General features: G+C 49.6%; 21 protein-coding genes and 3 tRNA genes. 11 read left to right on the forward strand and 13 right to left on the reverse strand.

Annotation, left to right across the window (positions count from 1 at the left end):
- The first annotated feature begins 5 nt into the window (after positions 1 to 5).
- Positions 6 to 671 (forward strand): amino acid kinase family protein, encoded by a 666-nt coding sequence (locus ACT53G_RS06560; protein ID WP_194747655.1) that lies wholly within the window; start codon positions 6 to 8, stop codon positions 669 to 671.
- A 20-nt stretch (positions 672 to 691) separates the two neighbouring features.
- On the opposite strand, the gene ACT53G_RS06565 is transcribed toward ACT53G_RS06560, so the two are convergent.
- From ACT53G_RS06565 to ACT53G_RS06580, 4 genes are read right to left on the reverse strand one after another with little or no spacing between them, the layout of a single operon-like run.
- Entirely contained in the window at positions 692 to 3,823 is a 3,132-nt protein-coding gene (locus ACT53G_RS06565; protein WP_476168990.1) for an efflux RND transporter permease subunit, read from the reverse strand.
- A gap of 36 nt (positions 3,824 to 3,859) precedes the next feature.
- A complete protein-coding gene (locus ACT53G_RS06570; RefSeq protein ID WP_476168991.1) occupies positions 3,860 to 4,924 on the reverse strand; it encodes an efflux RND transporter periplasmic adaptor subunit in 1,065 nt (354 codons plus the stop codon).
- Positions 4,921 to 6,339, reverse strand: coding sequence for a TolC family protein (locus ACT53G_RS06575; RefSeq protein ID WP_476168992.1), 1,419 nt, complete (start codon positions 6,337 to 6,339; stop codon positions 4,921 to 4,923). The genes ACT53G_RS06570 and ACT53G_RS06575 overlap by 4 nt, the downstream gene beginning before the upstream one ends.
- 42 nt (positions 6,340 to 6,381) lie before the next feature.
- Positions 6,382 to 6,618, reverse strand: a complete 237-nt coding sequence (locus ACT53G_RS06580) for a hypothetical protein (RefSeq protein ID WP_194747649.1) — start codon at positions 6,616 to 6,618, stop codon at positions 6,382 to 6,384.
- Between the two features lie 145 nt (positions 6,619 to 6,763).
- Between ACT53G_RS06580 and ACT53G_RS06585 the strand changes: the two genes are divergently transcribed.
- The 10 genes from ACT53G_RS06585 (at position 6,764) to ACT53G_RS06630 (ending at position 16,565) form a co-directional block, all read left to right on the forward strand.
- A tRNA-Leu gene (locus tag ACT53G_RS06585) sits at positions 6,764 to 6,848 on the forward strand.
- A 159-nt stretch (positions 6,849 to 7,007) separates the two neighbouring features.
- The gene (locus ACT53G_RS06590) at positions 7,008 to 7,382 is read left to right on the forward strand and encodes a RidA family protein (protein WP_338654183.1); all 375 of its coding nucleotides are present in this window, start codon (positions 7,008 to 7,010) and stop codon (positions 7,380 to 7,382) included.
- A 335-nt stretch (positions 7,383 to 7,717) separates the two neighbouring features.
- Positions 7,718 to 9,028: a trigger factor gene (gene tig / locus ACT53G_RS06595; protein ID WP_194747645.1), complete on the forward strand. Its 1,311-nt coding sequence runs from the start codon at positions 7,718 to 7,720 to the stop codon at positions 9,026 to 9,028.
- A 3-nt stretch (positions 9,029 to 9,031) separates the two neighbouring features.
- The gene (clpP, locus tag ACT53G_RS06600; RefSeq protein ID WP_275355305.1) at positions 9,032 to 9,679 is read left to right on the forward strand and encodes an ATP-dependent Clp endopeptidase proteolytic subunit ClpP; all 648 of its coding nucleotides are present in this window, start codon (positions 9,032 to 9,034) and stop codon (positions 9,677 to 9,679) included.
- A 27-nt stretch (positions 9,680 to 9,706) separates the two neighbouring features.
- Positions 9,707 to 10,996, forward strand: coding sequence for an ATP-dependent Clp protease ATP-binding subunit ClpX (clpX, locus tag ACT53G_RS06605; protein ID WP_194747643.1), 1,290 nt, complete (start codon positions 9,707 to 9,709; stop codon positions 10,994 to 10,996).
- A 136-nt stretch (positions 10,997 to 11,132) separates the two neighbouring features.
- On the forward strand, positions 11,133 to 13,565 hold the full coding sequence (gene lon, locus ACT53G_RS06610; RefSeq protein WP_194747641.1) for an endopeptidase La: 2,433 nt from the start codon (positions 11,133 to 11,135) through the stop codon (positions 13,563 to 13,565).
- 120 nt (positions 13,566 to 13,685) lie between these two features.
- Positions 13,686 to 13,958: an HU family DNA-binding protein gene (locus ACT53G_RS06615; protein WP_018985281.1), complete on the forward strand. Its 273-nt coding sequence runs from the start codon at positions 13,686 to 13,688 to the stop codon at positions 13,956 to 13,958.
- Between the two features lie 60 nt (positions 13,959 to 14,018).
- A tRNA-Val gene (locus ACT53G_RS06620) sits at positions 14,019 to 14,094 on the forward strand.
- Between the two features lie 163 nt (positions 14,095 to 14,257).
- A tRNA-Asp gene (locus tag ACT53G_RS06625) sits at positions 14,258 to 14,334 on the forward strand.
- Positions 14,335 to 14,666: 332 nt separating this feature from the next.
- Entirely contained in the window at positions 14,667 to 16,565 is a 1,899-nt protein-coding gene (locus ACT53G_RS06630; protein WP_476146509.1) for a SurA N-terminal domain-containing protein, read from the forward strand.
- Positions 16,566 to 16,643: 78 nt separating this feature from the next.
- Here ACT53G_RS06630 and ACT53G_RS06635 read toward each other — a convergent pair whose 3' ends face one another.
- The 9 genes from ACT53G_RS06635 to gloB all read right to left on the reverse strand — a co-directional run bounded on the left by ACT53G_RS06635 (position 16,644) and on the right by gloB (position 25,920).
- Positions 16,644 to 17,261, reverse strand: coding sequence for a DUF1294 domain-containing protein (locus ACT53G_RS06635; RefSeq protein WP_476168993.1), 618 nt, complete (start codon positions 17,259 to 17,261; stop codon positions 16,644 to 16,646).
- A gap of 516 nt (positions 17,262 to 17,777) precedes the next feature.
- Positions 17,778 to 17,990: a hypothetical protein gene (locus tag ACT53G_RS06640; RefSeq protein ID WP_476168994.1), complete on the reverse strand. Its 213-nt coding sequence runs from the start codon at positions 17,988 to 17,990 to the stop codon at positions 17,778 to 17,780.
- 262 nt (positions 17,991 to 18,252) lie between these two features.
- Complete coding sequence (locus tag ACT53G_RS06645) at positions 18,253 to 18,630, reverse strand: hypothetical protein (RefSeq protein ID WP_476168995.1); 378 nt, start codon at positions 18,628 to 18,630, stop codon at positions 18,253 to 18,255.
- Positions 18,631 to 18,929: 299 nt separating this feature from the next.
- Entirely contained in the window at positions 18,930 to 19,715 is a 786-nt protein-coding gene (locus ACT53G_RS06650) for an enoyl-ACP reductase FabI (protein ID WP_194747633.1), read from the reverse strand.
- Positions 19,716 to 19,763: 48 nt separating this feature from the next.
- Entirely contained in the window at positions 19,764 to 20,588 is an 825-nt protein-coding gene (locus tag ACT53G_RS06655; RefSeq protein ID WP_194747631.1) for an ABC transporter permease, read from the reverse strand.
- A gap of 11 nt (positions 20,589 to 20,599) precedes the next feature.
- Positions 20,600 to 21,625, reverse strand: coding sequence for an ABC transporter permease (locus ACT53G_RS06660; RefSeq protein WP_338654154.1), 1,026 nt, complete (start codon positions 21,623 to 21,625; stop codon positions 20,600 to 20,602).
- Positions 21,626 to 21,628: 3 nt separating this feature from the next.
- On the reverse strand, positions 21,629 to 23,236 hold the full coding sequence (locus ACT53G_RS06665; protein WP_476169016.1) for a peptide-binding protein: 1,608 nt from the start codon (positions 23,234 to 23,236) through the stop codon (positions 21,629 to 21,631).
- Between the two features lie 125 nt (positions 23,237 to 23,361).
- Positions 23,362 to 24,930 carry a transglycosylase SLT domain-containing protein gene (locus tag ACT53G_RS06670; protein ID WP_476154576.1) on the reverse strand — a complete coding sequence of 523 codons (1,569 nt, stop codon included), beginning with the start codon at positions 24,928 to 24,930 and terminating at the stop codon, positions 23,362 to 23,364.
- A gap of 210 nt (positions 24,931 to 25,140) precedes the next feature.
- The gene (gene gloB / locus ACT53G_RS06675; RefSeq protein ID WP_313987579.1) at positions 25,141 to 25,920 is read right to left on the reverse strand and encodes a hydroxyacylglutathione hydrolase; all 780 of its coding nucleotides are present in this window, start codon (positions 25,918 to 25,920) and stop codon (positions 25,141 to 25,143) included.
- Between the last annotated feature and the right edge of the window lie 62 nt (positions 25,921 to 25,982).

Genomic DNA, 25,982 nt, shown 5'->3' on the forward strand with positions numbered 1-25,982 from the left:
ATGCGATGTGGGTGATCAAGCTAGGGGGTAGCGTGACCCACTATGATAGCCTGATGCAATGGCTAAAGCTGGTGGTGCGCTGGGGGGATGGTAAGGTGATCATCGTCCCCGGGGGCGGTGTGTATGCTGATGCGGTACGTGAGTTCCAGCGTTTGCGGGCGACGATGCCTGAGGGACATATCGATGACAGTCAGGCGCATGCGCTGGCAATTTACGCCATGGATCAAATGGCACGTAGCCTGGTAGCAATGATGCCCGCGCTAACCCTGGTGCGTAATCCCTTTGAAATTGCCGAGCGTGGCTGGCAACACCGTGGCCTGGTCTGGTTGCCGAGTGAAATGGCATTAAACCAGGCATTTGCCACGGAATATCCGCTGCCGCACAGCTGGGACGTGACCTCGGATAGCCTGGCCGCGTGGTTGGCTTTGCAACTGGATGCTTGCCAGTTGTTGCTGGTGAAGTCTGATGAACGCTTGCTGAGCCTAGACCAGGCGCTGACATTGCCGCAATTGCAGGAGATGGGCATGATAGACACTGGAGTTACTGCGCTCCTCAAGCTGGCGCGGTTTAAAACCCGGGTGGTGCATCAGAGTCAATACATGCTGTGCGAGCACGGCTTTGATGCCAGCCATTTTGATCGTTGTGGCGTGACGAGTATTTCAACTGCGTAATGCAGGTTTAGCCAGGCGCATTATTGAGGGGCTGTCTGCTCAAACTTGCCAAAATGCAGCATGATCGTGGGCAGAATCAGCAAATTAAGAATTGTTGAAGACACCAGCCCGCCGACAATAATGGTCGCCATCGGGCCTTCAATCTCCCGCCCGGGTTCGCCGCTGCCAATGGCGAGCGGGAGTAAGCCTAACGCCGTTACCAATGCGGTCATCAGCACCGAAGGCAGCCGTTCTGAGGCGCCACGAATGCAGGTTTCCAGATTCCATTCACAGCCTTCATGATCCACCAGATGCTGGAAGTGCGATACCATCATGATGGAGTTGCGCAACGTGATGCCAAACAAGGTGACGAACCCCACCAATGTGCCTACCGAGATCCAGCCGCCACTAAAAAAGGTCACCACTACGCCGCCAATCAAGGCAAAAGGAAGATTGGCAAAGGCTAGCAGCAGGTTACGCAGCCGGCCAAACGCCATGTATAGCATGAGAAAAATGGCGATGCCAGCGACCAGCGAATGAACAATTAGGTCCTGACGCGATTGCGCGTTAGCTTCAGCCTCACCCGAAAATTCAAGATAGTTGCCGGGATTGAGTGTCATCTTTTCATGTAAAGCGCTTTGTATCTGTTTAAGCAATAATGCCTGGTCACGCCCGGCCATATTGGCGGTGACAGTTTGGATGCGTTTGGCACCTGAATGCAGGATTTTTGACCGTCCACCTTCCTGCGCAACATAAGCGACATCAGACAGCTTGAGCATCTGGCCTTCGGGGTTGAAAATGGGCAGGTTGCGCATATCGGCAATATCGTCGCGTGCAGCATCATTGAGCAGCACGCTGACACCGACCGCTCGATTGCCAATGTAAACCTGGTTGACCGGCACCCCTTCATAGCAGGCTTTAACCGTCTCCAGGACGTCCATAGGCTGCAACCCCCACAATGCCAGTTTTTCCTGTTTGAGCCGAATCACAATCTCTGGCGTTTCAGGCGGGGATTGCACCATAACATCACGAATGCCGCGTATCCCGGCCAATACACTGGCGACTTTTTGTGCATCCCTGTCCAGGGCATCCAGGTCCTGGCCGTAAATATTAATCACCAGGCCAGCGGCGTAACCCGAGATGGTTTCTTCAATCCGCTCGGTTAAAAAAGTATTCATGGCAAAATTGGCGCCGACAAATCCAACCTCCACTTTACCGTCATCCTCTTCGTCCGTGGATTCGCCAGCCAGCTCCTCTCGGATGGCATGAAAAATACGCTCCTGCTCAGCGCCGGGCAAGGTGCCAGTTTCGACCTCAAACTCGCTGTAGTGCGTGCCAAACGTATCTGCTGCATTCGGGGCCCGGCCTACCCATTGGGCGACCGTTTTCACTCCGGGGATTTCCAGCAGGGTTTTAGTAACCTGATTGCCCAGCTTGAGTGACTGCAGCTCTGAAGTCCCCGGCACAGTAGTCATGTGCAGTACGTAGTGCCCTTCATGCAGGGAGGGAATAAATTGGCTCCTGAATAAAGGCAGCAGGGCCAGGCCGAGTGCAATACACACAAAGCTGCTCAGCAGAATGAGCTGATAATGCTGTTCAATGCGGTGGAGCAGGGCGACATAACGGTGCTTGAGCCAGTGTAATAAAGGTGATTCTTGCGCATCTAAAGGCGCTTTCGCCAGCAACAGATAACAGAGTGCTGGGGTAAGGGTGAGCGCGACGAATAATGAGGCTAAGATGGCAGAAATATAAGCGTAGCCCAATGGCGCGAACAATTTTCCTGCCACCCCTGTCAAGGTCAGCAACGGTAAAAATACCAGCGCGACAATCATGGTGGCGTAGACCACCGAACTGCGCACCTCCATCGAAGCTTGAAAAACCACGGTTGACAGCGGTTGTGGCTGTGCAAGCTGGCGGTTTTCGCGCAGGCGGCGGAAAATATTTTCCGTATCAATAATGGCGTCATCCACCACTTCGCCCAGTGCAATCGCCAGCCCCCCCAGCACCATGATATTCAGACCTGCACCACACTGGTAGAGCACCACAATGGCGGTTAGCAGTGACAAGGGAATGGCGGTGGCAGAAATGACGGCCGTACGCACGTTGAACAAAAATACAAACAAGACGGCGATGACCAGTATGGAACCAATCAAGATATCGGAGCGCAGGCTGTGAATCGCCGTTTCAATAAAGTTGGCCGGGCGGAACAGGCCGGTGTGCAAGGTTGCTTGTGCGCGTTGCAAGCTGGGCTGTATCTCTGCCAGTTTTTGCTCCAGCTGTTTGGTGAGGGCGTATACGTTGGCCCCCAATTGCCCTTGCACCGACAGATAGACGCCCACCTTGCCATTGATCGCCGCACTGCTAATGGAGGGGGCCGCACCTTCTGCGACTTCGGCCACATCGCTGATGCGAATGGTCCGGCCAAGTTTGCGGAGCAGGGTGATGTGTGCGAGTTGCTGTGGTGTCGTGGTTTGCCCTTGCGTATTCAGAATGAGGCGCTGATTGTCATTTTGGATAAACCCGGCCCCTCTGACTCCAGTTGCGCGGGAGGCTGCATTGACGACATCTTGCACATTCAGCTGGTATAGCATCAATTTGCGCGGATCAATCTTGATTTGAAACTGACGCACTTGTCCGCCATAGACATTGACATCAGCCACGCCAGGTATGCTCATCAAATGCGGAGTCAGTTGCCAATCGACCAGGGTCCGTAGCGCCATCAGCGACAGCGTCTCCGAGGTAATACCCAGCCCGAGAACGGTACTGGCGGACGAGGTCAGCGGAGTCATTTTGGGAATAATGCCTGCAGGTAGCAGATTGCCCAGCATGTTCAGGTGCTCCGCAACCATTTGCCGATTGCGGTATATGTCTGACTTGTCCTGGAAAACGACGGTGACGATGGACAAGCCTGGAATCGACTGCGAACGTAAGCTTTTGATGCCTATCGATCCGGAGAGCACGTTTTCAATCGGTTGTGTCACCATTTTTTCTACCAGGCTGGCGGACAAGCCCGGCGATTCGGTTTGAATCACCACCTGTGTTGGCGCAAACTCTGGAAAAACATTCAGGTCGCTCTGCTGCAGGCTATAAACACCATACAGTACTACCAGCAGGGCCAGGCCGATGATGACACCGTAAAAGCGGATGGAAAATCTGACCAGGGCTGCCATCATGGTTTGAAATCTCTATTTTTTTCAAACAGTTGCAGATTAATCTTCATTTTCATTCTTGATCTGAAATTTGAACTCTTCCGACAGCAGCAACTGTGCACCATGGGTGACGACTTCTGTGCCTGGCGTTAAATGGGTATCGAACCAGCCGTGCTCAAGTTCAATGTCAGAAGCCACCGGTTTGCGCAAAAAGGTATCTGGCTGGGTCTTGATGTAAATCCAGGCGATGCCCCCGTGCCAGGCAATCGCCTGGTTAGGCACCAGTACGCCCTTGAGTGATTTTGACGAGGCCTCGGCCGGAACCACATTGACCCGCATGCCTACCCGCAAATAATCGGCGGGCGCACTGTAAAAATAGGTTTTTCCGATATTGCTGATATCGGTTTGGATCGATTGCGAAACAAACTCTGCACGGATGGGGGTGACTTCATCTTGAATTGGGGTCAGATAAACAACGGAGTCGGTGGCTGGTGCCTCATAATTCAACGGAAAACTGACTTGTACCAGTACTTTTTTTTGCTTGATCAAGTCATTGAGCGGGCCTTGCGAAGGTTGCTGGGTGATGAGGGTAGCCAGCGGTTTGCCCCATTGTGCCACGATGGTGTCTGTGAGCGCCCGGAGTTGCTCTTGTGTCGTTTTGATATGCGTCTGGTCGCTAATCATCACTGACTGCGCCTCTTGAAGTGCCTTGTCAGAGATGTTTTTGTCATCTTCGTTCAGTTGCTTGAAACGCTGGTATTGCAGTTGATGGTTAGGCAACATGTTTTCAGCCAGTGCCAATTGTGACTTGAGTAGCTGATACTGGCTGTTGTAGTCCACCAGTGTCTGGATCGAGATCACCGAACCCAGCACCTTGATATTGCCATGATATTGATAGGCTTGCAGAGGCTGCACCTGGATGCCACTGTTTTTTTGCGTGGCTGCATTCAATTTGACCACTTGCAACCCATTTTGCTCGCTTACTCTTGAGGGGCCTTCAATGGTTTCATCTCCGTCATTCTGGACGGATTCATACTCGTCGCGACCGACAATGGCAACGCACCATATCAGAACCACAATCAGTAAAACCTGAACTACAATAATCCACAGCGCTTTTTTATTCATTTGGCTGTTGCCTTTTGCTGTTGTTTTAGGGTGACCACCGGGCGCTGTGACAGCGCGATGGGTGTTTGCATTACGTTCTCAATCTCTTGCAATGCCCGCATGACATTGGCTTGCTGCAAAATGAGCCGTTGCTGCGCATTGTAAAATTGAATTTCGGCTTGCAAGTATTCCACTTTGTCGATCAGCCCTTGCCGCCACTGTTTTGCAAGCTGGGCTTTTCTCTGCATTTGCTGTTCATAGGTTTGTGTCAATGTGACCAGCAAATGCGCGCTATCGCGGTATTTGACATGCACCTGCTCTGAAGATTGAATCACCTGATGCTGTAAGGCATAAAATCGCGCAGCTTCATTCAGTCTCACTTGCTCGGCTTGTGCCCACAAATCCGAATTGCGGTTGAGCAGGTTCAGCATGGTGCTCAATCCCAATGACCAGATTTTATCGCCATATTCATACATGATGCCGGGGCTGAGCGAGAGGTTGGGGTAGCGCTTGGCCATCTCCAGTTTCAGTTGCGACTCAGCCTTGGCATATTGTGCTAAGCCGCGTTGAATGTCCATGCGGTTGGTCAGCGCATAATGTTGTATGGTGGTCGCATCGGCATATACCGCTGCATGCGCAAAGCGCTCCTTGAGAATTTGGGAAAGCTGGACTGGCGCCAGTTTAAACAGCGGGTTGTTTTGTGTGGTCAGTCCGGCATCATGCAAGATTTTCTGCTCGGTCTGTTTGATTTGAACACTGGTTTGCTGCAACTGCCAGGCTGACTGGTCACGCTGCAAACGAATCGGCAGCACGTCAGATTGCCCTGCGACTCCCACATCCAGCCGTTTCTGGTAAGCATCCAGCAATTGATCCTGTGCTGTTTGCAATTTGCTCAAGTTTGCCTGCATGGCTTGCTGCTCTGCCAGCAAAATCAAGTCTACGCTCAATTGCTGCCTGAGCATCCACGCCGTTTCCGCGATCTGTATTTTGGCGATGTCTGCCTGATATTGCGCGATTTCAATGCTGATTTGTCGCTTGTTAGCAGTAATCAGCGGGATACTCACTTGCAGGCTGTAAGCCCAGGGGCTGATGTCACCATTGGCCTGGTTGCTATGCGCTAACTGGCTGTTCAAGCCGACTTGCGGCCGGAGTCCGGCACTGGTGATGCTGGCGAGCGCAACCGCGTAATCGGATTTTGCAACTTTAAGGGCTGGATGAAAATAAAGCGCAGATAAGGTCAGGCTATCCAAATCCCAGGTCTGGATAGGCCAGGCGGTCTGGGGTGAATTGCTTAGAACAAACGTCTTGAAGCCATCTTCATCCGGTGCCGCTTCATGGATGGTGGTAATGTTTTCTTGTTGGGGAATCGGGTGTGGCTGAAAAGCAGTGCCGCAAGCAGTCAGTAACCATGGAAAAGCAAAAGCTAGCAGACGCATCACATCTCAAGCCCGCATGTCAGACATGCACTTCACCAGAACTTAGTTGACGATGGTCGCGTGAACAGCGTCCAGCGCGTCTTGTAACAGGTCTTCTGGCAGCTGATTAATGGTCGTGGCCAATAAATCAGCGGCTTCCACCGTGCGAATTGGCAAATCCGGTGTGTTGAGTTCTGCAATGAGTCCGGCAGCCACCCCGGTGATTTTGAGCAAAATTTCACGCTCTCGCATCAAGAGCTCAAGTTCCGCTCTAAGCATGTTTTCTTCGGCTGAATGCATATCCTGTCCTATAACAACGTTTTTATGATGATTAATCTGGCATCTTGCAGTTGAACGGCTGGCTTGTCAATCTGAACTCGGCAAGTTTGTGAAAGCTGATGCAATTAGGGTATACTATCGAATTGTCAGCGAACGATGGCAGTATGCGAAAGTGGCGAAATTGGTAGACGCACTGGATTTAGGTTCCAGCGCCTCGCGGCGTGAGAGTTCGAGTCTCTCCTTTCGCACCACCTCACCCGATGGGGGAGGATACAAATTAAAGGCTTCCTTTGCGGAGGCCTTTGTTGTTTTTGGCGGCCGTTCAATGGTTATGATAGAGCGGCCTAAGCAAATGATCTGGAGTGATTTGAGCGAGTCATCTTTGAATGACGCTCTGAAAGGAACGAAAAATGAATATTGTACAAACAGCGAATGCACCAGCCGCGATCGGGCCTTACGCACAAGGTGTTGTCGTCGGGAATATGCTTTATACCTCAGGCCAAATCGCCTTGCGCCCGGATGGCACGCTCAATGATGGCGATATTGAGACCCAGACGCGTCAAGTACTATCCAATTTGCAGGCTATTATCGAGGCTGCAGGGGGCAGTTTGCAGCAAGTTGTGAAAACAACCGTGTTTCTCAAGAATCTGGATGATTTTGTGGCGATGAATCAGGTGTATGCCGAAGTGTTCGGCACGCATACCCCGGCACGCTCCACGGTACAAGTAGCCAAATTGCCGCGCGATGTGCTGGTTGAGATTGAGACGATTGTTGCGCTTGCTTAAGATGGCGAGTAAACATTGCTAAGCTTGGCGGCTTGCAATTAAAGTGCTTAGCCCCATCTTCGATTCATGTAGTGAGTATTTCGCGTTTTGATGGGGTTGTCGTTTAAAAGTACAGTGTCTTTAGCCATGTGTTGTGCGCAGTTGCGCTAAACTGGCTTTAAGTTTATTTCAATTCAGACTTGTGTTATATTTTTACGCTCTTTTTTCATCATTTGATCGCCGGCCTCTGCCTTTAGAGTGTGGTCAGGTTGTGTGAAAACATTATTAAATGCGCATTCAATGGCGCTCACTTACATAACCCATCGTTAAATAACGATTTTTACAGGAAGTTCAGCATGGCAGCAGTATCTGTTGAAACAGTCAGCAACTTGGAACGTCGCATGACAATCAAAGTCCCTTTGGCACCGCTGGAAGGGCAAATCAGACAACGTTTACAGCAAATTTCACGTACCGCCAAGTTTGCTGGTTTCCGTCCGGGCAAAGCGCCCATGGGTTTGGTCAACCAGCACTATGGCAATCAGGTACGCGATGAAGTTTACTCCAAAGCGGTAGAAACCAGCTTTGGTGAAGCGGTAGAGCAGAATCAGCTGCGTGTGGCAGGCTTCCCGAATATCGAACATATCCCCTTTAAGGATGCTGCAGAGGAATTTGAATACATTGCTACTTTCGAAATTTTCCCGGAAGTGAAACTGGGCGATCTGAGCAAAGTCAAAATTGAGCGTCCAGCGTTGGAGTTGACAGATGCCGACGTGGAAAAAACATTGGATGTGTTGGTGAAGCAGCGCGTGAGCTATGAGCCGGTCAAACGCATGTCGAAAAAGGGTGACCGCATTAACATTACTTTGACCGCTTCTATTGATGGTGAGCAGGTTGAAAGTACTGGTGACCGTGGTATTGATCTTGTGATCGGTGAACCAGGCCGTGTGAAAGAATTTGACGATGCGTTGATCGGTGGCAAAGCTGGTACCGAAAAAACATTCGAGATCACTTATCCGGAAGATCACAATCCGGCGCAGTTGGCAGGTAAAACTGTGTCTTATGCGGTGAAGTTTGTTTCTGTGTCGCAGCCAGTCTACCCTGAAGTGGATGCTGAGTTTGCGAAAAGCCTCGGGGTGGAAGATGGCAACATCGACACCATGAAAGCTGAAATCAAGCAAAGCCTTGAGCAAGAAGTAGATAAACGTATCAAGGCACGAGTTAAAGAGTCTGTCTTCCAGGCCTTGGTCGATGAGAGCAGCTTTGAATTGCCTAAAGCCGTGATTGCGGCCGAGACTAATCGTTTGATGCAGGTTGCTGCACAAAACCTGCGTCAGCGCGGTGTGGATCCGGCACAAGTGCCAATGGAGCCTTCTGTGTTTGAAACGCAGGCACAGCGCAATGCCAAGTTGCGTTTGGTTTTAACTGAGTTGGTCAACACCAACAACTTGCAGGCCAATGCCGATCAGGTACGTGCGATGGTAGATACTTTCGCGCAAAGCTTTGAGAAGCCTGAAGAGCTGGTCAACTGGTATTATGCAGATGTGAAACGTCTGGATGAGCCAGCGGCCTTGGCAACCGAAGAAAATGTTGTTGCCTGGGTGTTGGAAAAAGCCAAAGTAACAAACAAAAAAATTAAATTTGATGAATTGATGATGGCAGGTGCTTAAACCATGAACTATATGAACGCGAACGAAGGCATGATGCAACAACGTATGGAGCCACAAGGCCTGGGATATATCCCTATGGTTATTGAGCAGAGTGGCCGAGGAGAGCGTTCATATGACATCTATTCCAGGCTGCTCAAAGAACGCGTCATTTTTCTGGTGGGGCCGGTCAATGACATGACCGCCAATCTGGTGGTGGCGCAGTTGCTGTTCCTCGAGGCCGAGAATCCTGACAAGGACATTTCTCTCTACATTAACTCTCCCGGTGGCTCGGTCACTGCGGGGATGTCTATCTATGACACCATGCAGTTCATCAAGCCCGATGTCAGCACGCTGTGTATCGGTCAAGCTGCCAGCATGGGCGCGTTCCTGCTGACCGCTGGTGCGAAAGGCAAGCGTTTCTGCCTGCCTAATTCACGCGTGATGATTCACCAGCCGCTGGGTGGCTTCCAGGGGCAGGCGTCTGATATCGAGATTCATGCCAAAGAGATTTTGTACCTGAAGGACAAACTCAATGGCATTATGGCCCATCACACTGGCCAAAGTATTGAAACCATTGCCAACGATACCGATCGTGACAATTTTATGAGTGCTGACGCTGCCAAAGCTTATGGTTTGGTAGATCAGGTGATTGCCGCACGTAGCGCTGCTTAATCAGCGCGTAACTAGCAGGGGAATAGCATGGCAAACAAATCTGACAGCGAGAAGCTGTTATATTGCTCGTTTTGTGGCAAAAGTCAGCATGAAGTGAAAAAACTGATTGCAGGCCCCTCTGTGTTTATTTGTGATGAATGCGTTGATTTATGCAATGACATTATTCGTGAAGAAATTCAGAGCCTTAACGAAATCAAGTCCGCAGACAAAAAATTGCCGACGCCACAAGAAATCTGCTCTATTTTGGATCAGTATGTGATTGGCCAGATACAGGCGAAAAAAAATCTGTCTGTTGCGGTGTATAACCACTACAAACGTCTGGGGTATAACCCTTTGTCTGACGGCAACCAGTCTGGCAAAGATGATGTTGAGGTACAAAAAAGCAACATTTTGCTGATTGGACCAACCGGCTCTGGCAAAACATTGCTGGCGCAGACCTTGGCACGTTTGCTGGATGTGCCTTTTGTGATGGCGGATGCGACCACACTGACCGAAGCCGGTTATGTGGGTGAGGATGTTGAAAACATCATGCAGAAACTGCTGCAAAAGTGTGATTACGATGTAGAAAAAGCACAGCGCGGCATTGTTTATATTGATGAAGTCGACAAGATTTCCCGTAAGTCTGATAACCCGTCAATCACCCGTGATGTGTCTGGTGAAGGCGTGCAACAGGCCTTGTTGAAACTGATCGAAGGCACGATTGCCTCGGTGCCGCCACAAGGTGGACGCAAGCATCCTAACCAGGAGTTTGTGCAGTTGGATACCACTAACATTCTGTTTATCTGCGGTGGCGCTTTTGACGGGCTGGAAAAAGTCATTCGTCACCGTTCAGAAAAAGGCGGTATTGGTTTTGGTGCCGAAGTCAAGAGCAAAGAAGATGTGCGCGCGGTTGGCGAAGTTTTGCGTGAAGTGGAGCCGGAAGATCTGATCAAGTTTGGTTTGATTCCTGAGTTCATTGGTCGTCTGCCAGTCGTGGCGACACTTGAGTCTCTTGATGAGGCTGCACTGATGACGATTCTGGTAGAACCCAAAAACGCGCTGACCAAGCAATACATGAAGCTGTTCAAAATGGAAGGCGTTGAGCTGGAGTTTGAAGAGTCTGCCTTGCGTCTGATTGCTAAAAAAGCGCTGGAACGTAAAACCGGTGCACGTGGCCTGCGTTCGATTCTCGAGCACGCTTTGCTAGACCTGATGTATGAGCTGCCATCTCTCAAAAACTTGTCCAAAGTGATTGTGGATGCTGGCGTGATTGAACACACCTCCGAACCAATTCTGATTTATCAGGATGCACAAAAACGCGTTGAAAACGCACATTAAATCCCGCTTGCAATAGCCGTCCGGCTATTGCAAGATAGCATCTAATAGCATGAGATGCTTGCTCTCTTGAATTCTCAAAGAATGTTCCCATCTATATGCAAAGGACTTGTTCCTTTGACACTTATTGAAAGACGCTATGACAGAACACACTTTGCTTGACTCCGAGACACCGGAAAACGCTTTAATTCCTTTATTGCCTTTGCGCGATGTCGTCGTCTATCCCCACCTGGTGATTCCATTGTTTGTTGGCCGGACTAAATCGGTCAAAGCGTTGGAGCGCGCTTCAGAGGGTGACAAAAAGATTTTGCTGGTTGCACAAAAGTCAGCCAACAAAGACGATCCTGTGGCTGAAGATTTGTATGAAATCGGTACCCTGGCGACCGTGCTGCAAATGCTCAAGCTCCCGGATGGTACAGTGAAAGTCCTGGTAGAAGGCTTGCATCGCGTACGCGTTTCCGATTTTGTGGAGACTGACGAGTGCTTTATGGCCTTGGGTGAAGAAGTTGAGCAAACAGACCAGGATGACAAAGAGGCCGAAGCCTTGATGCGTACGGTCATGACCCAGTTTGATCAATACGTTAAACTGAATAAAAAAATCCCCCCCGAAATTCTGACTTCACTGGCAACAATTAACGAGCCTGGTCGTCTGGCTGACACCATTTCAGCTCACTTGACGCTCAAGTTGGAAGAAAAGCAGAAAGTGCTTGAGATGCTCAGCGTGATTGAGCGTCTGGAGCATTTGCTCTACCTGATGGAGTCTGAAATCGACATCCTGCAGGTTGAAAAGCGCATCCGTGGCCGTGTTAAACGGCAGATGGAAAAAAGTCAGCGCGAGTACTACCTCAATGAGCAGGTGAAAGCTATCCAGAAAGAGCTCGGTGAGCAGGATGAAAATGCCGAGATGGAAGAGCTGGACCAGCGCATTAAAAACGCAGCCATGCCAAAAGAGGCACTAGCCAAAGTCACCGCCGAGTTCAAGAAGCTTAAACTGATGTCACCGATGTCAGCTGAAGCTTCTGTGGTACGTAACTACATTGATACTCTGTTAAATCTGCCATGGAAAAAGAAAACCAAAATCAGTAAAGACTTGCAGGCAGCAGAAGCGATTCTGGATGCGGATCACTATGGTCTTGATAAAGTCAAAGAGCGTATTGTGGAATATCTGGCAGTACAGCAGCGTGTTGGCAAGCTCAAAGCCCCAATTTTGTGCCTGGTGGGCCCTCCAGGGGTGGGTAAAACCTCGCTGGGCCAGAGTATCGCCAAAGCGGTCAACCGTAAGTTTGTGCGCATGGCTTTAGGCGGTGTGCGTGATGAGGCGGAGATTCGCGGCCATCGCCGTACTTATATTGGCTCCATGCCAGGCAAAGTGCTGCAAAGCATGACTAAAGTTGGGGTGAAAAACCCGTTGTTCCTGCTTGATGAAGTCGACAAAATGGGCCAGGACATGCGCGGTGATCCGTCTTCAGCTTTGCTGGAGGTGTTGGATCCAGAACAAAACCATACCTTTGCTGACCACTATGTCGAGGTTGATTATGACCTGAGCGACGTCATGTTTGTCGCGACGGCTAACAGTATGAATATCCCCGAGCCATTACTGGACCGGATGGAGATTATTCGTCTGTCAGGGTATACCGAAGATGAGAAGATCAATATTGCGCAACGCTACTTGTTACCCAAGCAGCTTAAAGCCCATGGCTTGAAGTCTACCGATATCTCGGTGGCGGAAAGTGTGCTGCGCGATATCGTGCGTTACTACACCCGTGAAGCGGGGGTGCGCCGCCTGGAGCAGGAAATTGCCAAGGTCTGCCGTAAAGCAGTCAAAGAGCAATTGCTGGCAAAAGGCAAAACCAAAACCGTTAAAAAGATTAACATCACCAGCAAGAATATTGAGCAATACCTGGGCGTCAAGCGCTATGACTTTGGTGTTGCCGCTAAAGATAACCAGGTAGGGCAGGTGACAGGCTTGGCATGGACCTCGGTCGGCGGGGAGTTGCTGACCATTGAGGCGGTGACTTTGCCTGGTAAGGGTAAAACGATCACCACAGGTAAGCTGGGCGATGTGATGCAAGAGTCTGTCACTGCGGCCATGAGTGTGGTACGTAGCCGTTCAGAAGGATTGGGTATTCCGACCGACTTTTATGAGAAGAAGGATATTCATATCCACTTGCCAGAAGGTGCGACGCCTAAAGATGGTCCAAGTGCCGGTATTGCCTTAACCACCGCCTTTGTGTCTGTGCTGACGGGCATTCCAGCCCGTGCAGACGTGGCGATGACAGGTGAGATAACCTTGCGTGGGGAGGTGCTGGCGATTGGCGGCTTAAAAGAGAAATTGCTTGCCGCTCACCGTGGGGGGATTAAAACGGTATTGATTCCTTCAGCTAATGAAAAGGACCTGGTTGAAATCCCTGCCAACATCAAAAAGGATCTCGACATTCATTGCGTGAAATGGATAGATCAGGTCCTGGATCTTGCGCTGGAAAGAGCACCGCAGCCGTTGGCTGTGGAAGCGCCTGCAGTCGAGATTGTTGCCGCTGGCGAGGGGAATGCCGAGCAAGCTGTCACGCATTAGTAAAATTGATGCGAATTATTGTCAAAAGGCCGGAATACCGCTTGACAGCTCGTTTTGCGGCTTGATATAAAGACGGTACAGGATGTACCTGTCTTTTTAACTAGTTATTAGGGGAAACACGTGAATAAATCAGAATTGATAGATCATATTGCAAGTGCTGCTGGTATTTCTAAAGCCGCTGCGGCTCGTGCTCTGGATGCAACAACTGAGGCTATTTCCGGTGCATTGAAAAAAGGTGATATGGTGACCTTGATTGGTTTTGGTACATTCTATGTAGGTGAGCGTTCTGCCCGTTCTGGCCGTAATCCTCGTACCGGCGCAACAATTAACATCAAAGCTGCTAAATCTCCTAAATTTAGGGCTGGTAAAGGCCTTAAAGATGCTGTAAACTAGCATTCTTTGGTTGAGCAGCGTTTGTTGCTTAACTGCAGTAGCAACACCAGTGGTTGTTACGGGTGCTTAGCTCAGTTGGTAGAGCGTCGCCCTTACAAGGCGAATGTCAGCGGTTCGACCCCGTTAGCACCCACCAAACAATTTAAATTAAGAGTGCGAAGTTTGCGCTCTTAATTTTTTGAGTGACACGGTACTTAAGAAGTTACTTTAATTAGCAATGCTAAGTACCGAATAAGTAATTAAAAAAATTAGTTGATTTTATAAAAAACAATGTTATAATTTCAGCTTAACGATTACCGGGAGCGGTAGTTCAGTTGGTTAGAATACCGGCCTGTCACGCCGGGGGTCGCGGGTTCGAGCCCCGTCCGCTCCGCCAAATAAAAGCCCTGATTATTCAGGGCTTTTTTCTTTTTCAGCACCTAAAACAATCCTCATCTACTCACTAAAAAATTCCAGCATTGGTACAAGTAATTTTATCTCTGCTGAGTTTGTACAGGCTCTGCGCTGAGTGTCACACCTTTACCGCTCGTTATCATATCTGGCTTGCAGCACTTTGATTGAGTGCGGGTTACTGGTGTGATTATTACTGTTTATTTTTCCTGCACAAATTGGCCGCGGTTATGTCTTAAAGGCGTTGCACTCAGGCGGTTTTAATCGCTTTATGGTATAGTTTGCTGTTGCAAAAAATCAGGTAATGGAAACGATAAAATGTTGGAAGCACTTAGAAAACATACACAAGGATGGATGGCAAAAATCATTCTGGCACTGATTGTGGTGCCGTTTGCATTGTTTGGCATCGACTCCTATTTGAATCAGGCGGGTGGGCAGGTTGCAGTGGCCAAAGTTGATGGCCAGAAGATATCCCTGCAGGAATATTCTAACGCCGTGGAAAATGCGCGTAACTATATGCAGTCCCAGGGACAAAAAGTCGATACGGCTTTGCTCGAAAGTCCAGCTTTCAAGCAATCTGTGCTGGAAGGCATCATTACACGTCGGCTGATTGAAGGCGCGATTCATGATTACCGCTTTAAAATCAGTGATGAGCAACTCAGCCAGCATATTCTTGGCATGCCGGAGTTTCAAAGCAACGGTAAGTTTTCTGAGGAAACCTACAACCAGTTGCTGACACAAAACAAGCTGACACCAGCCAAATTTGAGCAGAGCATACGCAAAGACCTCGCGGTCCAGCAGGTAAGAGAAGGCCTGAGCAATCTGGTCTTTATGCCGAAAAAAGTCGCTGAGCAATCGCTGATGTCCGAGTTTGAACAGCGTGAAGTCAGCGTGACCGATATTAAAGTAGCTGACTTTATGAATCAGGTGACGGTGACGCCTGAGCAGGTACAAGCGTATTACAACCAGCATAAAACTAAATTCATTGCACCTGCCAAGGTGAAGTTACAGTTTGCTTTGCTCTCTGCTGCAGGCCTGATGGGCCAAGTCAGCGTGACTGACCAAGAAGTTAAGCAATATTATGATGAAAATGCGGCTAAATTTCAGGGCAATGAACAACGTCAGGCCAGCCATATTTTGATCGGTTTTAATAGCACTGCCACGCCTGCTGAAAAAGCCGCTGCCAAAGAAAAGGCAGAGTCCATTCTCAAGCAAGTCAAGGCCAATCCTAAGAGTTTTGAAAAGCTGGCAATTGAGTTTTCACAAGACACAGGCTCAGCAGGCAAGGGCGGCGATTTAGGCAGTTTTGGCCGTGGTGCGATGGTCAAGCCTTTTGAGGATGCAGCTTTCTCGATGAAAGTTGGCGATATCAGCGATTTGGTGGAATCTGAGTTCGGCTACCATATCATCAAGCTGACAGGCATTACAGGCGAGTCTTCTGATTTTGATTCGATGAAGCTCAAAATTAAAGCTGAATTGTTGTTCCAGAAAGCACAAGCTAAATATGCTGAGTTGGCCGATGATTTTGGCAATACTGTGTATGAGCAATCTGGCAGCCTGGAGCCAGCGGTCAAGAAATTTAACCTGCAATTGCAGTCTTCTCCAGCCATGAGCAAAGATGAAGTCGCCAAGTTCTTCAAAAGCGATCGTTTTGCTTCGTTGGTGTTCTCCGATGACGTGCTCAAAGATAAACGCAATACCGAAGCCGTTGAGGTATCACCGAATAACCTGGTGTCTGCACGCGTGGTTGAGTACAGCCCAGAAGCGCCTCGTAGCTTTGATGAAGTTAAAGCCGGTATTGAAGGCTTGCTCAAAGCTGAAGCCGCAGATAAATTGGTGCAGCAAAAAGGCGAGGCCTTGTTGGCTGAGCTAAAGGCCGGTAAAGCAAGCAATGCAGACTGGATTACGCCCGTGACGGTTGATCGCAGAAATGCGCAAGGCTTGAGCGATGGTGTGATGAGAAATGTGTTCAAGGTCAACACACATGCACTGCCAGCATACTATGGCTTTAACGAGGCCAACAAAGGCTATACCGTGATTAAAGTGATTGCGGTGAACCAGAAGCTCAAAGACCAGCCAGATGTGGCTGACAGAGCCTTTAAGGTGTATCAGATGGCACTGGGGGCAGAGATGTCACATGCTTATGTGGCTTCACTCAAAGCCAAGAAAGATATTCAGTTCAATGCCAAAGTGTTGTTATCCAAAGGTAACGAATAATTAGCGAACTGAAGTGAAAAAAGGAGGGCATAGCCCTCCTTTTTTATTTCATGTCACTATGTTAATTAATACACCTGGCTAATTTAAAAATGTGCCAATCACGCGCTCTGTAAAAGCAAATCCATCTATGGAAAGCAGCCACGCTAATGTCGCGCAGTTCAGAATAATAGTTGCCCAAAAAATCACTTGAAAAGAAAGCTTCTTTGATTTGTGTCGAAACAGTTTCTGGCCAATGATGGCCCCAGGCCAGCCACCGATCAAGGCTAATAGATGCAAGGTTTTTTCAGGGGTACGTCTATTGTTCTGCCTTGCAGCACTTTTATCCAGCTTGTAAGCAATGAGTGTGCAACTGCTCATCAGCAAATAGATCCCTAACACCCATAATGGCAGTTTTCCGGCGAAAACGGATATTGCAATGCAAACAAGAAAAATGATGGCAAATAGCAATAGAAACTGCCCATCCTTTGATCGCGATGGCGCATCAATGTATTGAACACGCTCGGCTTTTAATTTCCCACTCGCATCTTTACTGACTTCATAACTCACAATCTCGTTGCCAATCGGGCGTCGATGATGGTTTGAAAATGCAGTGATATGTACAAACACTTGCTTTCCGCTACTATTGGGCGTGATAAAGCCAAACCCTTGTTCGTCTTTCCAGGTGGTAACTCTGCCTTGATAACGAGTGCATTTCATAATTCATTTCTGTTAGATATCCGTTTGATCTGACTCGCTAGGTTTCGCCTTCATAGCGCATGAACTCTGCAACTCTTTGATAAGCTACCAAAGATAAGGAGACGAGAATGGCAGCAGCTTTTGCGAGCGTTCTCATAAACCCGCTAACGTTTGACCTAATCGGCGCCGGAGCGCAGCATTTTGGCATCCGGTTGACGGACTTGTTAGCAGTATTTCGCGTCATGAGTGTTCGATACCTCTCGACTGTATGCAGCTTTAAACTCAGTGAGTGTTCTGGCCTTGCCCCAAAGATCTGCGATGTACTCGAACTCTTGTTCGAAGGGCTCGCGGAATGCATCGACGTCGGTAGCGTATTCACAGTTTCTGCTGAGCATAACTAGCCAATTTGGATACCCAAGACTGACAAAGAGTATGGTGAACTTGCCATTGAGCGACTCAATAGACTCGGCGCCAGACAAATACAAAGGCCGTAAACTCGCCACGTACTTTCCTGCAGCAAGTTGCTTGTCCAATGCCTCAGGGCCTTTGTAGCGCTCCAAAATCGTATGAGCCAACGGAGGGAGAAGCTTCTTCTAGTACTGTTGCTGCTGCAAGCAAGATAACGTCTAGATCATCGCCTTCTTGATTGAGCTCCAATCGTTCAATTGCCCAGTCGATGCACGGTTGTATCTCACCTACACCAAGCGTAAGCATCATGTAGTGGCGCTGAAGTTGGTCGATGGCTTCCATGAGACTGCTAACGTTTGACATAAGGAGCTGGCGACATTGGTGGCTCCACCCTCGTTAATGAAAATTCCATCATCGAAGATTGCTTTCGCCAGTTCCTCTTGATGGGTTAGCGCTTGATTTAACGACCATCACACCCTCTTTTAGCTGTAGGTACATTTTGAAAATGTTGGTATTTAATACCGTTCCAGCGCCATATAGCAGAACAGAAACCCATGCCACCAATAAGCATATCTGGAAAGCCTTTTGAACTATGTTTCATAACCTAATAGCCTGCAGCAGGAAAGCCAAGATTGGGCTGATAGACACCTTTAACATCTTTGATGAATAGCCAAATTGAGCTGCCAGTAGCTCCTGAACTACACGTGTTACCACCCAAGATAACCACTTCAAAGGTTTTGTCTTTATTTAGATCAGTAATATCAATATCGAATTGAGCTTCTTCTTCACAGGTTGAGTCAACCAGTCTCTTTTTATCTGGAGCCACCTTGAAACCGAGACGTTGGAAAATTTGTTGTTTTTCGGAATTTGTTAAATCGCTCCCTTTTCCCTTGAAGAGTAGTGCCGTGTCATCAATTGCCGCCCTAGAAAGAGCGGGAATAAGAATACAGAGAAAAAGAAAAATGGCGGAGGTGTATTTCATAAGCGCTAACGTTAATTAGACCCCAAAAACGAACCTAAGCTTTATATAGGATGGGAGATATAAATATTAAAAAATAAATTTTTAGCTAAAATGCAATATCTTATAAATTTTTAGTACACCATAATTAAATGGGTGAATAAATTTTTAGTGCACCTTAAATTTTTTTATTTTTTAGATTGTTTTGAAGATACTGTGTAATTTAGTGCATTGTTATTAAGCAGTGCAAGTATTCGGCATTTGGCCATAAAAAACGCCTGGCTTTTATCAGCGCAGGCGTTTTGCTTGACGAGTGGTCAGCCTTAGTCGATTTGACCAGCAGCAGTGATGTTCATGCCACCATCAACATAAGTGATTTCACCAGTCACTCCTGAGGCGAGGTCGCTGGTCAGGAAGGCGGCGACATTGCCAACTTCGTCAATAGTCACGTTACGGCGCAAGGCGGCGTGTTTTTCGTTAAAGCCGATCATTTTGTCAAAGTCAGCGATGCCTGAGGCAGCCAGCGTTTTGATTGGGCCAGCAGAGACTGCGTTAACGCGGATGCCGCGTGGGCCAAGGCTTTGTGCCAGGTAACGCACGTTGGCTTCGAGGCTGGCTTTGGCGACCCCCATGACGTTGTAGTTAGGCATGGTGCGTTCTGCGCCCAAATAGCTGATGGTCAACAGGCTGCCGTTGCGGCCTTGCATCATCGGGTAGGCTGCTTTGGCCATCGCAGAGAAGCTATAGGAGCTGATATCGTGTGCAATGCGGAAATATTCGCGGTCGATTCTTTCGAGGTAGTCACCATCAAGGGCGACTTTAGGGACGAAAGCAATCGAGTGCACCAGGCTATCCAGGCCATCCCAGACTTTAGCCAGCTCTACAAACAGGTTGTCGATTTGTGCATCTTCAGCAACGTCACAGGGGAGAACGATCTCGGATTCAAAGTCTGCGGCCAGGTCACGTACACGCTTTTCGTGCTTGTCGACTTGATAGGTAAATGCCAGTTCGGCACCTTCACGTTTCATTGCGGCTGCGATGCCATAAGCGATTGAACGGTTGCTCAGCAAACCGGCAATCAGGATTTTTTTTCCAGCAAGAAATGCCATGCTTGTTCCTGTGTGGTTGTTAGTTCGTTTGGTCAGTTGATTGAAGGGTTAGCGTACTGTGTTGGAACGTGGGTCGAACACATCCCGCAGGCCTTCGCCGAGCAGATTATACCCTAACACCGTGATTAAAATGGCAAGTCCGGGAAACACGGATAACCACCAGGCAAACTGGATATACTCTTTACCATCGGTGAGGATGTTGCCCCAGGAGGCTTGCGGCGGTTGCACGCCCAGGCCTAAAAAGCTGAGGCCAGACTCAAGGAGCACGGCGCTGGCGATGCCCAGCACGACACTGACCAGAATAGGGGTGAGGCTGTTAGGCAGGCAATGCTTGAAAATAATGCGACTGTCCAGAGCACCGAGTGCCGTGGAAGCGGTGACAAATTCACGTTGTGTCAGACTCAGGAATTCAGCGCGCACCAGCCGCGTGACGCCCATCCAGGAGGTGAGTCCGATGACCACCATGACGTTGGTGATCGAAGGACTTAAAAAAGCAATCACGGCTAAAATCAAGAAAAAACTGGGAATAGACAACATCAAATCAACCAGTCGCATGATCAGCGTATCTACCCAACCACGATAGTAGCCAGCTAAAGCACCGAGCACGACTCCGATGGCAGTCGAAATCCCCACCGCGACCAGGCCTACCAATAGCGAGACGCGGCCGCCAAACAGCATCCGGCTCCAGACATCCCGCCCCAGACCATCGGTGCCCATCCAGTGCTGGCCCGAAGGCCCCACCAGAATCTGCTTGACCTGGATCGCATCCGGGTCATAAGGGGCAATCCAGGGTGCAAGTAGCGCCAGCAGCAAGATGATGCTGATAATGATCAACCCGGTTAGGGCTAAGGGATTTTGCAGGACTTTTTTCATGTCTGGATAGCCTAGCGTTGTGGCATGACCCCTTTGCGTAAACGCGGATCCGCCCACGCGTAGGCAAGATCAGCCAATAAGTTGCCCACCAGTGTCAAGGCTGAGCCTATGGTGAGTATGCCCATGACGACCGGAAAATCACGCATCATCACCGCTTCATAAAACAGTTTACCCATGCCTGGAATGGCAAAAATGGTTTCAGCAATCACCGAGCCGCCAATCAAGCCGGGCAGTGACAGGCCGACCAAAGTAATCAGTGGTAGCAGGGCATTGCGCAGAGCATGTCTATAAGTCACGACCCGGTCACTCAAGCCCTTGGCGCGGGCGGTGATCACAAAGTCTTGGCTCAATACGTCCAGCATGCCGTTTTTCACAAACATGGTGACACCTGCGAGGCCCGTCAATGCTGGAATGATCACAGGCAAACACAAATGCATGAACAGATCCTGTGCTTGCTGCCAGGCGTTGAGTTGGTCGTAGTTGAGGCTATGCAGGCCAGAAATCGGAAACCAGGGGTGAATTACGCCCAGCCAGTACATCAGCAACAGGGATAACCAGAAGCCGGGGATAGAAAAACCAATAAAATTAAATAAGGTAATGCTGCGATCTTGCCAATGACCATGTTTTTTGGCCGCCATGACGCCCAGCGGAATCGCAAGGCTCAGCGTCAACAACAAACCAACTAAATTCATGAGCAAGGTCACTGGCAAGGCTTCTTCAATCATGCCCTTGGTGGTATTGCCGTCTTTGTCGGTTTCTGACCAAAACACCGGTTTTTGATGGCTGGCAAACGAATGGCCGAAATCAAGGTGCACCATGCGCTCCAGCCATAAGCCATACTGCACGATGATGGGTTTATCCAGATGATAAAGCTCACGCAGTTTTTGCCGTGACTCTTCTGAGGATTTGGGGTCGAACGCAGATTCCGTACTGGTGATATCGCCAGGCGCCAGATGCATGATAAAAAACGAAATCAGACTGATGCCGATCAACATCGGGATCATCCATAACACACGTCTGATTAAATAACGTAGCATGTTTTATTCAGCCTGTATTTGCGCGCGGCGCAGCGGCGCCGGAATATACCATTTTTGTGAGTCGTAGCCGACACCCGCCGGAGGTATAGGATTCATAATCCCTTGCACACGTTTGTGGATGGCGGTCAGCCCGTAGCCGGCAGACAGGTAAACCAGAGGACTATCGTCATAGAGGGCCTTGGCGAATGCATGATAAATCTGCATGCGTTTTTCCGGGTCAAACTCAAGTCGCCCTTGCTCCAGCAGATGGTCTACTTGAGGATTGTGGTAGCCGATAAAGTTGAATTGTCCGGGATTCTGCTGACTGGAATGCCAGATATTGTACTGGTCAGGGTCCAGACCCAGTCCCCAGCCCATTACCACGGCATCAAAATTACCCGGTTTGATAAAATTGGTCAGTAAACTGGCCCATTCCAGCGTACGCAAGCGGGTATCAATCCCGACTTCCTTGAGTCTGCGCTGAATAATGACCGAGGTTTTCTCGCGCTGCTTGTTACCGAGGTTGGTCAGGATTTCAAATGACAATTTTTGACCATTTTTGTCTAGATAACCGTCGCCATCGCTGTCTGTGTAACCTGCCTCGGCTAGCAATTGTCTGGCTTTGGCCGGATCGAAGGCATAGGGGTGAAGATCAGGATTGCTCCAGCGCGTGCCCGGCTTGTACGGGGAGGCAATCGCAATGCCGAGGCCAAGATAGACGCCATCAATAATTTCCTGTTTATCAATGGCATAGTTGATCGCTTTACGCACACGCACATCATCAAATGGTTTGCGTTTGAGGTTAAAGCCCAGGTAGGTATAGCTGTTGCCTAGCTCTTTGTATTGGTTGAGCCTGGCTGCGAGTGCCGGACGCGAAGGAATAATGCGTGCATAGGTAATCGGATCCATGTTCATGCTATCAATATGGTCCGCCATGAGCTCGAGAAATTGGGCGGCTGGATCAGGGATCACGCGTTCGACCAGCGTTTCGATATTGGCGGCTCCCATGACAGACTTGGGGTTGCGACTTAATTTGATGTATTCGCCGTGTCGCCATTCCTGAAGCTGGTAATAATGACTGCCTAACGGTTTTTGCGCAAAACTGGTGGTATGTATATCCTGTCCTGCCAGTTTGTGTTTGGGCAGCACTTGCAAACTGGCCCAGCTTTCGAGCGCGGGTGCAAAGGGCTGCGAATAGTGCACGATAAACGTTTGTGGATCTGGCGCTTCTGCCTGGGTAACGAGTTGATAATCAGAGGCATAAGGGCTATGCGTTTTTTCGTCTGTGATCAGCTGCCAGGTGAAAAGCACATCCGCACTGGTAAGCGGCTTGCCATCGGCCCATTGCAGATTGGGTTTGAGCTTGAAAGTGATGGTCTTCTTGTCGTCTGCAACTTGCCAGGAAGCGGCTAATTCGCCGGCCAAATCCAGATTCTGGTCGTATTTGAGCAGTGAATTAAACAGGTAACTGCCAATTGCCAGCGAGGCGGATTCGCCAGCCACCATACCGATCATGCTGCTCGGATCTGAGGGCATGGCGCTCATCAGGGTGCCCCCGGCCTGTGGTGGGTAGGCCTGATCAAACGCCAGTGTCTCCTGGTTGGCCTGCTCTGGACTACAGGCTGACAGCATGGCCGCCAGAGCCATGGTCATCATGGCATGGCTCACATATCCTCGGCGCTTGCCTTGCGCATTCTGCGGATGAGACACAACGTGCAAATTGAGCGGTGAGTGTGCAGTGCGCATGATGGGCCGATTTAATGTTTGCTGGACTGACTTTTCTTATGATGCGATGTTGTGCTCTTTTTAGCTGAATCTGATGAAGAGGCACTATGTTTACTGTGGCTGCCTGCTTTCTTAGCACCAGATTTTACGCTTGTTTTCGAGTCATGCGATTTTCCAGAGTTCCCTTTACTTGATTTGCTGGCGTGGCTTTCTTGTTTTTGCAGTTGCAATACCTGGCCAGCCGCCAGTTTTTTAGACTTGAGATGGTTTTGTTGCATGATTTGCTGGCTGCTGATGCCATAGCGCTTGGCCAGAGTGGACAAGGTCTCGCCAGCTTTCACTTTATGGGAAATAGTCGTTGGTTCGCTGGATGACTCTTTTTCAACCGGCACTTCTACGGAAAGTTTAGCCATGGCTGCAACATCAATCGGTTTGGTCAGACCGGCTGACTCCACGCTGGCGGGCACTAACAATGGTCGACGGACAATCAGATTGCGATTCGGCTTCAGGTTATTGGTTGCGCTCAATTCGTAAATACTGATATCAAACTTGCTGGCAATCACACCCAGGCGCTCACCACGCTTGGGCTGGTAGCTGTGCCAGTTGGAGAGGGGACGGTTATATGCATTCAGATTTTGTGTAAAGTTGCTGGCCGCCCAGGTTGGTAACAGAAGTTTTTGATAACTGTTTTCCGTGATGAGGACCGGCCGCGTAAAACTTGGGTTGAGTGCGCTAAACTCCTCCAGCGTAATCCCTGCCAACTCTGCAGCCAGTTTTGCATCAATCTTGTTGGGGGCCTGGACGGTGGTAAAGTAAGGCCGGTTTGGAATTTCGTTGAGCGTCAATCCATATTGTTCAGGCCGGAAAATAATGTTTTTGATGGCCTGCAGCTTGGGCACGTAATTGCGAGTTTCATCCGGTAAGGACAAGTGCTGGTAATCGGTCGGCAAGCCCAGGCGCTCATTGCGCTCAATGGCGCGTGCAACCGTGCCTTCGCCCGCGTTGTAAGCGGCCAGTGCCAAGTCCCAGGCGCCAAACATGGTATAAAGCTTTTGCAGATAATTGAGCGCAGCCTGGGTGGCGGCAGTCACGTCTTTGCGTGAGTCTTTCCAGTAGTTCTGCTTGAGGCCAAAGTCTTTGCCGGTAGAGGGGATGAATTGCCAGATGCCTGACGCCTTGCTGGTAGACAGCGCTTTAGGGTTAAAGCCGCTTTCTATCATGGGCAGTAGCGCAATCTCGGTGGGCATGCCTCTTTTTTCAACCTCAACAACGATGTGGTAAAGATACTTTTTACTCCGCTCCAGCATGCGTGAAACGTAGTCTGGGCGAGAGGCGTACCATTGTTCGTGTTTGTTGGTGTAGCTTGAGTCGATGTCAGGCATGTTAAAGCCATCGCGCACGCGGTCCCACAAGCTGTTTTGCAAGGTCAGACTATCTTCAAACTGATAACTGGAGGTGTAGCCTTCTACGCCAGTCTCTCCATAGCTTTCGTCATAACTGCCATTGTCATCGGACAAAGTGGCTGGTTCCACGTATTCAGCCGATCCACACCATGGCGAGGCTGACAGTGCAATGCAGACGATGAATCTTTTAAAACGCATGACGGTAATACTTTATCCTGAGAGTGTTGCGCATCCGGCAGGGCGGATACACATGGATTGCTAAATCCGGATGGCCGTAGCGGCCGCGCCGATCTGTTTGAGATAGGCCTAACGCACACAAGCGCTTTAAGGAGGACATCATTCTACGTTAAATTCGGGGGGAGACAAGCCCTTGCCAGCAAGCCCAGACTGTGCTTGAAGGTTGCGCGATCAAAAGTCATTGCGGCGGGTGCGGATCTCGGTAAACACTTCCAGCGCCGAGCGCGATTGAAATTCAGGGCGCAGACGCAACTGTTCACAGCGCAAAAACGGATTGGTCGCCAATTCTTGTGCCAAGGACGTTGGCAGACTGGGGCGTTGCTGATGGCGTAACTCGCGGGTGGTTGCGATACGTTGGAGTAATGCGCGGTTATCCGGCTCTATGGTCTGCGCAAAAGCAAGATTGTGCGCGGTATATTCATGCGCAGGATAAACGAGTGTTTCTGGGGGAAGCGCGGCAATCTGTTGTAGTGAGGCATACATTTGCACAGGCGTGCCTTCAAACAGGCGGCCACACCCTGCACCAAACAGTACGTCGCCGCTAAACAAATGCTGCTGATTGACATAATAAGCCACATGATCAAGTGTATGGCCCGGCAGCGAAAGCACTTCGCAGCTTATTATGTCTTCTGGCAGCAGACTGATAGTGTCCCCGGCGTGGACGGGGATGGTCTGCATGGCCTGATAAGACGGCTGTGAACTGTCCGGGGCATAGACAAGACAGCGCCAATGCTTTTGCAAGCTGGCAGCGCCGCCCACATGGTCTGCATGATGATGTGTGAGTAAAATCCCTTTTAAGCTCAGTTCTCTCTTGCTCAAAGCCTCTTCAACCACGTCGGCATCGCCCGGATCAACCACCCAGGCCAGCGAGCCAGACTGAATTAACCACAGATAATTGTCGCTAAAAGCGGGCAGGGGGATGATTTCTATACTTGCAGAACTTTTGTCCATCACGCATCATTGAAAAAATCATGATGCTTGTCAAGGGAGATGCCCTGGACGGTATTCAAGCG

This window comes from Methylophilus sp. DMC18, assembly GCF_056314005.1.

Coding starts and splice junctions, on each gene's coding strand:
- ACT53G_RS06560 (WP_194747655.1), top strand. CDS start 6: ATGTGGGTGATCAAGCTAGGGGGTAGCGTGACCCACTATGATAGCCTG.
- ACT53G_RS06565 (WP_476168990.1), bottom strand. CDS start 3,823: ATGATGGCAGCCCTGGTCAGATTTTCCATCCGCTTTTACGGTGTCATC.
- ACT53G_RS06570 (WP_476168991.1), bottom strand. CDS start 4,924: ATGAATAAAAAAGCGCTGTGGATTATTGTAGTTCAGGTTTTACTGATT.
- ACT53G_RS06575 (WP_476168992.1), bottom strand. CDS start 6,339: ATGCGTCTGCTAGCTTTTGCTTTTCCATGGTTACTGACTGCTTGCGGC.
- ACT53G_RS06580 (WP_194747649.1), bottom strand. CDS start 6,618: ATGCATTCAGCCGAAGAAAACATGCTTAGAGCGGAACTTGAGCTCTTG.
- ACT53G_RS06590 (WP_338654183.1), top strand. CDS start 7,008: ATGAATATTGTACAAACAGCGAATGCACCAGCCGCGATCGGGCCTTAC.
- tig (WP_194747645.1), top strand. CDS start 7,718: ATGGCAGCAGTATCTGTTGAAACAGTCAGCAACTTGGAACGTCGCATG.
- clpP (WP_275355305.1), top strand. CDS start 9,032: ATGAACTATATGAACGCGAACGAAGGCATGATGCAACAACGTATGGAG.
- clpX (WP_194747643.1), top strand. CDS start 9,707: ATGGCAAACAAATCTGACAGCGAGAAGCTGTTATATTGCTCGTTTTGT.
- lon (WP_194747641.1), top strand. CDS start 11,133: ATGACAGAACACACTTTGCTTGACTCCGAGACACCGGAAAACGCTTTA.
- ACT53G_RS06630 (WP_476146509.1), top strand. CDS start 14,667: ATGTTGGAAGCACTTAGAAAACATACACAAGGATGGATGGCAAAAATC.
- ACT53G_RS06635 (WP_476168993.1), bottom strand. CDS start 17,261: ATGAAATGCACTCGTTATCAAGGCAGAGTTACCACCTGGAAAGACGAA.
- ACT53G_RS06640 (WP_476168994.1), bottom strand. CDS start 17,990: ATGGAAGCCATCGACCAACTTCAGCGCCACTACATGATGCTTACGCTT.
- ACT53G_RS06645 (WP_476168995.1), bottom strand. CDS start 18,630: ATGAAATACACCTCCGCCATTTTTCTTTTTCTCTGTATTCTTATTCCC.
- ACT53G_RS06650 (WP_194747633.1), bottom strand. CDS start 19,715: ATGGCATTTCTTGCTGGAAAAAAAATCCTGATTGCCGGTTTGCTGAGC.
- ACT53G_RS06655 (WP_194747631.1), bottom strand. CDS start 20,588: ATGAAAAAAGTCCTGCAAAATCCCTTAGCCCTAACCGGGTTGATCATT.
- ACT53G_RS06660 (WP_338654154.1), bottom strand. CDS start 21,625: ATGCTACGTTATTTAATCAGACGTGTGTTATGGATGATCCCGATGTTG.
- ACT53G_RS06665 (WP_476169016.1), bottom strand. CDS start 23,236: ATGCTGTCAGCCTGTAGTCCAGAGCAGGCCAACCAGGAGACACTGGCG.
- ACT53G_RS06670 (WP_476154576.1), bottom strand. CDS start 24,930: ATGCGTTTTAAAAGATTCATCGTCTGCATTGCACTGTCAGCCTCGCCA.
- gloB (WP_313987579.1), bottom strand. CDS start 25,920: ATGGACAAAAGTTCTGCAAGTATAGAAATCATCCCCCTGCCCGCTTTT.